7 protein-coding genes are annotated in these 8,688 nt (G+C 35.4%); 6 read left to right on the plus strand and 1 reads right to left on the minus strand.

Going from position 1 to position 8,688, the window contains the following annotated elements; all coding sequences use genetic code 11:
• The first annotated feature begins 846 nt into the window (after positions 1-846).
• The 5 genes from Wcon_RS10730 to Wcon_RS10750 all read left to right on the plus strand — a co-directional run bounded on the left by Wcon_RS10730 (position 847) and on the right by Wcon_RS10750 (position 7,162).
• Positions 847-2,202 carry a hypothetical protein gene (locus Wcon_RS10730; RefSeq protein ID WP_114517661.1) on the plus strand — a complete coding sequence of 452 codons (1,356 nt, stop codon included), beginning with the start codon at positions 847-849 and terminating at the stop codon, positions 2,200-2,202.
• Positions 2,203-2,211: 9 nt separating this feature from the next.
• Positions 2,212-4,410 carry a hypothetical protein gene (locus Wcon_RS10735; RefSeq protein ID WP_114517660.1) on the plus strand — a complete coding sequence of 733 codons (2,199 nt, stop codon included), beginning with the start codon at positions 2,212-2,214 and terminating at the stop codon, positions 4,408-4,410.
• 270 nt (positions 4,411-4,680) lie between these two features.
• Complete coding sequence (locus Wcon_RS10740; protein ID WP_147269166.1) at positions 4,681-4,953, plus strand: hypothetical protein; 273 nt, start codon at positions 4,681-4,683, stop codon at positions 4,951-4,953.
• Positions 4,910-5,110 carry an ankyrin repeat domain-containing protein gene (locus Wcon_RS13230; RefSeq protein WP_410543460.1) on the plus strand — a complete coding sequence of 67 codons (201 nt, stop codon included), beginning with the start codon at positions 4,910-4,912 and terminating at the stop codon, positions 5,108-5,110. Before Wcon_RS10740 ends, Wcon_RS13230 begins: the two co-directional genes overlap by 44 nt.
• An 84-nt stretch (positions 5,111-5,194) precedes the next feature.
• Complete coding sequence (locus tag Wcon_RS10750) at positions 5,195-7,162, plus strand: hypothetical protein (RefSeq protein WP_114517657.1); 1,968 nt, start codon at positions 5,195-5,197, stop codon at positions 7,160-7,162.
• Positions 7,163-7,208: 46 nt separating this feature from the next.
• On the opposite strand, the gene Wcon_RS10755 is transcribed toward Wcon_RS10750, so the two are convergent.
• Complete coding sequence (locus tag Wcon_RS10755) at positions 7,209-7,607, minus strand: hypothetical protein (RefSeq protein WP_114517987.1); 399 nt, start codon at positions 7,605-7,607, stop codon at positions 7,209-7,211.
• A gap of 253 nt (positions 7,608-7,860) precedes the next feature.
• Here Wcon_RS10755 and Wcon_RS10760 point away from each other — a divergent pair.
• Positions 7,861-8,688 (plus strand): IS256 family transposase (locus Wcon_RS10760; protein ID WP_114516781.1); only part of this gene is annotated, 828 nt, incomplete at its 3' end.

Below are 8,688 nucleotides of genomic sequence, written 5' to 3' on the forward strand. Positions count from 1 at the left end.
CCTTTTGTGCAAATCCCAATTTGCATAGCACCAGCGTTCAATTTGAAAAAGCTTAGATGTTCTATAGGGATCATCCTCTTTAATAGACGAAAATAAAACTTTTGGAATATCTGAACGCAGCATAATCACCCCTCTATGAATGGAAAAACATGGAAACTAGTACACTTAAGCATACACCATAGTAGTCTAATACCATTTTAGGCAAGATATCCTATCTCTAAATTTTGTCAACCCCTAATTTGAAAAAATTTTTTAATCTGAAGTAATTTTTAAAAAAGGCTCTTAATAGGCTTAATATAAGGTCTTTTTTAAATTCTGTTTTTTATAAATCTACCTTAATTCTAAAATAAACTAATATTAATCTAGCAATATATTTCATTAATAACTTAAATAATACAACCATTTCCAGCGCTCAAAACCAAGGGCGGTGAGAATCTTTCGTTTTGGGATGGAATGGTCTACCACGTGATACATTCGAACTTTTATTTATAATAATTTTACTATACGCTAAAATCAGCTATATTGGCTCACTTTCACTAAATCTACGTACGAACTGTTTTGCCTAATTTTGTTGCAAAGATTTCAAAATTCCATTTTCACAACCCTATTTTTACTTGGCTTGTTCTCACAAATATACGATCTATTTTCTTTTTAAACAAAGTAAACATTTAAAATTTTTATGACGCTGAGGAGTATGGTATTTCCTGTAAATTCCAATAGAATTTTTATATCTGTTCAATATAGAAAATGTTTTCCATGAAGTTTTTTTTATCCTCAGTAATTTTAGGTTGTTATTTAATTCTAACTTTTACATAATCCCATAAATATTTTTATATGGAGAGTGCAATGCCAAGAATAACAGAACGTCATGCTGCAGTACTTAATAAGTTACAAAGTGTTATTGAACATACAGATTCCCAAATTGCTGCTGAAAGGCGTTTAGCTATTGAAAGATGGGTGAAGACCTATATTAGGCAAGTGAAATCTCTCGAAGGTGATAAGCTACAATTCTTATACAACATGTTTCGCGATGAGAGTTGTTGGTCGGGTGCAAAGTTGAATAACACTAGCCTAGGACAAAGGCTAACTGAAGAAAGCATAAATGGGATAGAAAATCCGTTTTCTAGATATAAAATGGCATGTAGATATTGCGTGAAAGAAAAAATTAAAGACCTTTTTCAGGAAAAGTTCGACCTTCACAAGAGCAGGTTTTCTCCTGATGCAGTAGATGATGATGGTGGACCTGCGGCCAGCAACGATAAGTATATAAGAAGTGATCTGTTAGACTCTATGGAAAATTATGATCCTGTATCTAGTTTTTGGATTGATAGAGAATCTGAAGAATTAAAATTAAAAGAATACAGTGATATAGATGGATTCCGAGAAGCTGTAGATCTTAAATGGAGCGAGGGAGTGGAATATTTCTATAACCGCTTAAACGAGCAAGAAAGAGAAGAGGAAATTATTAATGCGGTTATTACCTTGTCCACTGTTCAATGTAACTACAATCGTGCTACCGTTTTAGATTTTTGCCTGTATAAAATGGATGATCCAGCAAAACATGAGCTGTTGCTTAAGTTGTTAGAAAAAGATCAAGGAGTATATTCACTTCTTAATGGTTTGATACGTTGGAGTTTTCTTGATACAGTTCAAGATATAATGAAGCGCTGGTGCTATGAAGAAGTTTCAGTACCTGCAGACAAAATACTTTCACATCATGATTATGGACTCCTCCTTTCCTCGTTTTCAAATGTGATATTGGAAAATCCTGAGTTAAGTGCCCAAGCTAGATCAATTACTATGGATATTTGGAGGTGCAATCGCTTTAATGAGCATAAAAAGGCTGCTGTTTTTTCGAATGGTAGAGTCCCAATCAAACGCATGCTTGCCGGATTAATTGTAGATTGGGAGCGCGGTCGTGCTTCAGGTGATACTGGAAAAAAAGACGAGGTGTTAGAGATTTTACAGTTTGCAAAAAAGTATTGTACACAGGAGGATTTTGTGAGTTTTAAAAATTATTTAATTAGCAACCTAAAAACAGTTGGTAGAACTGGTATGAAGAGTGGTGTTGATTATGGTAAGCTGGCAGAAGGATTGTTTTCTGAGTTAGATAAGGTACCTATTCCCCACAGTGGCTTTGGTGATCCGCAGTCCATGTTAGAAGCCCCTGGTATTAGTGGTTCGTCTGGTCATAGTAAGTAGAGGTGTTTTATGCATAACAATGGTGAAAATATCGGATTCATTAGAAATTTGTTAGATGGAAATTGTCGGGAGTTTACAGAAAGGTTTGAGTCTTTCTTGGATCAATGTCCATCTTTCTTGCACTCGGTTGGTAAGGGTCGCTTTTTCCCTGCATTCTTTTTTGGTATGTTTGCTACTGCGTTTGATTCTGATGTTGCAGATAATGAAAAAATTTATTTTCGTTTTGACAATGATCCAGGTAGACCTAGAAAAGGAAATTTAAAGGTTGCTGTATTAACTAATGACAGAGATAGAAGAGGTTACAGAATTGTAAGATGTTTTACTATTGCCGATAGACAAAATAGTTTTGGTTCAAGATTTAGTCAGCAAGAGAAATTGTGGATAGAGAATAATTTACAACAGCAGAATGTTGCATTACGGGCTAGGCGGTTTGCATGGGAAGAGTATAAAACATTTGCATGGGCAGAAAATCAAGGAGAAGAGGAAGAAATAAGATGTGTAAAAATTCGTGAGGGAAATGCATTTACTGGAAATTCAGCATCTCCATGCGATGGTGGTTTTGAAGAGATCACCAGGACCTTTGGTATACAACAAGGTTTCCTGTCAGGTCTATTAGGAGATCTGGCAAGTAATAATGCAGATGATGTTGTTGATACTATTGATGATGTTTTGCAGTACATAATTAATCTCTACAATAGGTACAATCAGGTACTAGATTTCAATGGCAAGGAGTCAGACTATCATGGTTTTCTGTCAGGATTTTTGATGAATTTTAGGTATCGTCATACAGCTGGTATTTACCTTGAGTTATTTGTGGGGGGTGGATATACAGATATTACTTTTCTTGTACGTGGTGTACAACGATTGATAGATTCTGTTCCTATTATAATTGAACTCAAGGCAGGGCAAACAAGAGACAGATGTGCTGATCGAGCGTTGGCACAGGCTGAAAATTACGTTACAAGATGTCCTGTTTCATCTATATCCATCCACACCTCATCGGATGATGCTGTTTGTGTAGGATTAAATTTTGATTTAGATAACAACGAACGTTTACAGCTTAGTACTCAAAGCTTTTTGGAAAGAGAATCTTCTTTAGTAGAAAGGCTGTTTAATGGATCTATGGCCGAAATTCAAGAGAGTGTTAGAAACTATTTACTATATCCATCTTTTGGTGTGCCTGCTGTGCCTGACACTAGAGGTACTAACAGCAGAGTATTTTCCTACACAACTAGATTTACTTTTGCAAGTGCTGCGTTTGCAAAAAGAAGAATTGAGTTGGAAGATGGAAGTGAGGTATATGTAGATAAGTACTTGTTTCAATACCATGATGATGATAGGATGCGAGGTCGACATGGAGGAGTAGCACAAGTAAATGTTGGGGATCGTGCCTTAACTATGGTTTTACGAGCGTTATGGGCAGGAGAAGAAGGAGTTTTTGTGCTTGATATTCGTCACGCGTTAGCTCACCAATTTCCCCTACAAGGCCTAGACTTGTCACGTTGGCCAGATGCTAGAGTATATGAAGTGGTGTGCACATTGAATCCAAGTAGAAGAGCTGAGGATGATCTTGGTTTAGCCGTTAATGTGACACAATTTCAATCACCTGCCGATTATCTACAGCATAAGGGCAATCAGTCTTTTCAAGGTGAGCTTTTACCAGTAGGTGGTGGTAGTAATGTACACAACACTGCAAATGTCATGATGAATACCGGTTGGCAAGATGTGAATAGGCACAAGGGATTATTTCAAGCAATTTCTAATGTGCTATTTCCGTTAAAGTGGGTAGTGAATAGAAATAACGCCCAAGAGGTTGGGTTTCATTCTGTGTTGCACGGATTGTTTTATACTTGTAATAATCCTGCTAGGGTAATTATAGAATTCCAGTTGGGAGGAGGAGAGAAGATAGATTTGGTGTTGTTACGGTCTGTAGAAAGTGGAGGTGGTGTTCATCCAATTGGGATAGAGTTAAAGTTTGCTGGCACGGGCGAACTACAGGATAAAAAACAAGAGGCAAATAATCAGTTAAATAGTTATTTGCAATGTAGAGGATATAAGCGTATTACCGATGGAGACACAGTAGTTTTATCGTACGCTATATGGAATGATCGTGCGCAGAGGCCAGATACTCTTATATCAGTTAAGGATGTTCTTCGTATAAGGGACAACTTAGGACACAGTTCTGCAGATGATCTTCCTGGCAGATGAGGGTTATTGAGAATTTACATATCAAATTAAGTGTATAATAGATTGTACTGGTAAAATGTATATGGCAGTTTGCCCTAACATTTTCGAAGTTGTCCGGAAACAGCCTTGTTGCATAGCTAATTAAGAAGATAGCAGGCTCAAAGTCATATGAAGTTACAGTAGGAGAACACAACTCTCTAAAAAACACGAAAATTAGAAAAGTTATGCTTGCATTAGCTTTTATTCATGCTAATTATTGTGCATAATATATTTATAGATTGAGGGAATATGGTGTTAGAATATATCTTAGAGAGTAAGCAGGTTTGTGCAAAAAAGCCATTTGGTGGATTAGCTACTGAAGAACAGCATGATGATGAGTTTTTTGGTGCGGAAGATAATAATAACAATTATGCAACTATTAGTGAGAGCGATGGTGAGTGGAGTCCTGTACATCATGCTGCTCTAGGGAATTACAGCTGTATAGTTGCACTTCTATCTGATACCACAGGATCTAAGTGGGATGACTCCTTTGCATTTAGATGCACTAAAAGTTCTACTAGATAACGGAGCAGACACTAGTATACAGGATAATAATGGAAATGTTGCTTTGCATTTTGCTAACCTTAATAACAGCCAAGCTCTATTGCAAGCTGCAGAACCCAATGGCAACATGAACAATGTGAACGTGGAGAACTTATACGGACCAGAAATGGGTAGATGAAACTATTAAGCTGGTAGACAGGATGTTTTTCTTGTTAATTTTCGCTTGCATGTTACAATAAACATCAAAGATGAGGTACATGCTATGAGTAGTGAGGTAAAAAACAAGCGATGTGTGGAATACGCAGAACAAACTAGCTCAAAAAGTTATTATTCTTCAGAGTATCGGGATTCACAGCCAAATACTGCTCTAAGCAATTTAAACTCAGGGGAAGACTCGAACTCAAGCTATGATTCAGATAACCCTTTGACTGATGAAGAGAGTTTATTGGTTGAAGAGTTTTATAAGGAAATGGAAAATAGACAGGAGAAAAGTAAGCAAAAGTATAAGGAAATTAAAGAAGAAATTACACAAAAGTATAAAAAAGATTGGACAAAGGATGATCTAATAGAAGAAATTATAAGAAAGTATGGAGAAGATTGGACAAAGAATGCTCTAAAGGATGATCTAATAGAAAAAGTTATACAAAAGTCTGGAAAAGATTGGACAAAGGATAATCTAATAGAAGAAATTGCAAGAAAGTATGGAAAAGATTGGACAGAGGATGTTCTAATGGAAGAAATTATACAAAAGTATGGAGAAGATTGGATAAAGGATGATCTAATAGAAGAAATTGCAAGAAAGTATGGAAAAGATTGGACAGAGGATGATCTAATAGAAGAAATTATACAAAGGTCTGGAGAAGATTGGACAAAGGATGATCTAATAGAAGAAATTATAAGAAAGTATGGAAAAGATTGGACAGAGGATGATCTAATAGAAGAAATTGCAAGAAAGTATGGAAAAGATTGGACAAAGGATGCTCTAATAGAAGAAATTATAAGAAAGTATGGAAAAGATTGGACAAAGAATGCTTTAAAGTATGCTCTAATAGAAGAAGTTACACAAAAGTATGGAGAAGGTAATACTCTAAGGGGTGTTCTAATAAAAGAAATTACACAAAAGTCTGAAGAAATTTGGGTAAGGGGTGCTCTAGAAGAAATTAGATGTGTAGTAAATAATTATCTTAAAAAGGGAATAAAGTTGAACTCATATTGTGGCGACAATGGAACAACTGTAGTGAATTTAATACTTAGGAGAGTGCTAGATGTTCTTGAAGAGGTTACAGAAGTAACCTCTGGCAAATTTATTTATTATAGTGAAGATCTAGCAACAGATGAAGAAAGTGTGAGTATTATACAAGATATTGTTAAAAATTTACTATTAAAAGGCGGGAAAGTGCAGCGAGATTTTTTCTATAACGATAGGATATCACATGCAACTATGGGATTTATAAATCCTCGTAGTAAAGGGTTTCATGAAGATGAAGAGAAAGAGTTTGATAAATGTCTTTTTGGTGAATGTAAATACATTATGGATCAGCTAAAAAGTGCTGCGTATGAAAGCATTGTGAACAAAAACAAACAAATTCAAGATGAGTTAGAAATAAGCATAGATAATATATATTCTCATATAAAGTATCCACAAGGTAGTATTGTTGAGGTTGTAAAAATTACAAATGAATTGGAGGTGGAAAATCTAGAATTAGAAGTCTGCGAGTTGGAGATAGGAGAAAGTAAAGTAATAGTTGAATTTGAAGAAAAAAGCAGAAATTACACTGACATTGCAGGTAGTGACGGTATAGTGTTAACTTTCTACACCAGCTTGGGGGAGTTAGAAGTTGAATTATATCTTGATGAGGAGGATGAAAATCTCATAGGGATAGAAGTAAGAGATCAAGAAAAGTTAGAGAAATTGAAAAGCTGTAACGAAGAAATAGGGGAAAATTGCTTATTAGGAGGTTTATCAGTTAATCAAGCTATAAAACAAGGGTATTTTGAACGATCTAGAGAGCTTTGTCAGTCTTCTGAAAGAGTTAGCTTATCTGAAAAAATTGAGGAAGCAGCATTGGAAGCAGTAAAAGATTTAGAGTATGGCGATATAGTAAACTCTTCGTCAAATTCCTGTAGAGAAGGTTATGCAGAAAATCAGGGCGCTAGTATCAACTCAAGTCACTCAGTGCAGCATAGCAAGTCAAGTGGAAATAGGAGAAGTACAAGTGCTCTAGGTTAAAATAACAGATTTTTAGGCAAGGCCAAGGGTTATAAATTACCTTTCTTCAAGCACCGATTTTCGAGATTACAATTTTATTTACCTCTTGTGAGTAGCTCTCTACAGTTGGAGTTACATTAAATTCTACTATGTTTTTATCCAAAGTTACATCATTTACCACATAGTCAGAATTCAAAAGATCACTATAATAGCTCCCGCTTCTCCAGCTACCCTCTGATATTTGCAAATGCTCTTTGTCTAGCCATATAAGAGATTCTCTCTCATGATCTTTATGAAAAAATGATAAATTTTCATCTTCATTTCCACACGCGTGGAGACTCAGCGAGTATAAGTAAAAATCATCTTTAATATGCTGACCATCTTTATTATATTTGTGTACCTCATAATAAGAATTATCATCAACAAATTCTGAATCATTATTGAAAAAATCTATAAAATCTGTCATAATGTTAGCCTCTTTTATTAATAAACTACTAATAGTGTAACTAATATTTTTATATAAGTCAATATAAGTTAATTTATTAACTAAAATTTTGAACTAAACTCACAAGTAACTTGTCATTCCTTACTGGGAAGATTTTCCTGCTTTTCACTGTTTGTTAATATATATCAAGATCTTCGATTTTAGGGAATGTTCAAAAAAGTGTGTCAAACCGAAAAAAAGTAATTTATATCAATTTAAAAATGGAGGTTTGACAATGAGTCAAAAAGTAGTAAACAGAACTAACGGATTGGTAGATTATAAAGAGTTGGAAACAAATATCCTGTCGTCTATACGAGAAGGAAGACCGTTGACAGGAAAGGAGGGAGCATTAACACCATTTATAAAAAAGCTGCTGGAGGCGAGTCTAGAAGGTGAAATAGAAAACCATTTATTAGCTGAAAGTGAAGAAAATAATCGCAGAAATGGGAGGAATGGAAAGACTTTACGTACAAGTGCAGGTTCATTTGAGCTGTTAACGCCAAGAGATAGAGAAGGAAGTTTTGAGCCGCAAATAGTCAAAAAAAGGCAAACAAGCTTACATCCAGAGCTTGAAACGAAGATTTTGAGCACATTTGCCAGTGGTATGAGCTATAGAGATATAGCGTCACACGTTGAGGAAATTTATGATCACAAAATATCGGTAGCAGAGATATCAAGTATTACCGACAAATTACTGCCTATAATCAATGAATGGCGTAGTCGTCCACTGCAATCAGTATACCCGATAGTATTTATGGATGGGATGTTCTTTAAGGTCAAGGAGGATGGACATTGCGTAAGTAAATGTATGTACAATATATTGGGCATAGACCAAAATGGCAGAAAAGAAGTCCTGGGCTTTTATTTGGCTGAAAGTGAAGGAGCTAACTTTTGGTTGGAAGTGCTAAATAACCTCAAAGAAAGAGGAGTAGAAGATATTCTGATTGCATGTGTAGATGGGCTAAAAAGCTTTCCTGCAGCCATCAACAGTGTATTTCCCAGTGCAGAAGTGCAGCTATGTATAGTACACCAAATAAGAAATTCTCTGAAATATGTATCCAGT

The sequence above is a fragment of the Wolbachia endosymbiont of Cylisticus convexus genome (genome assembly GCF_003344345.1).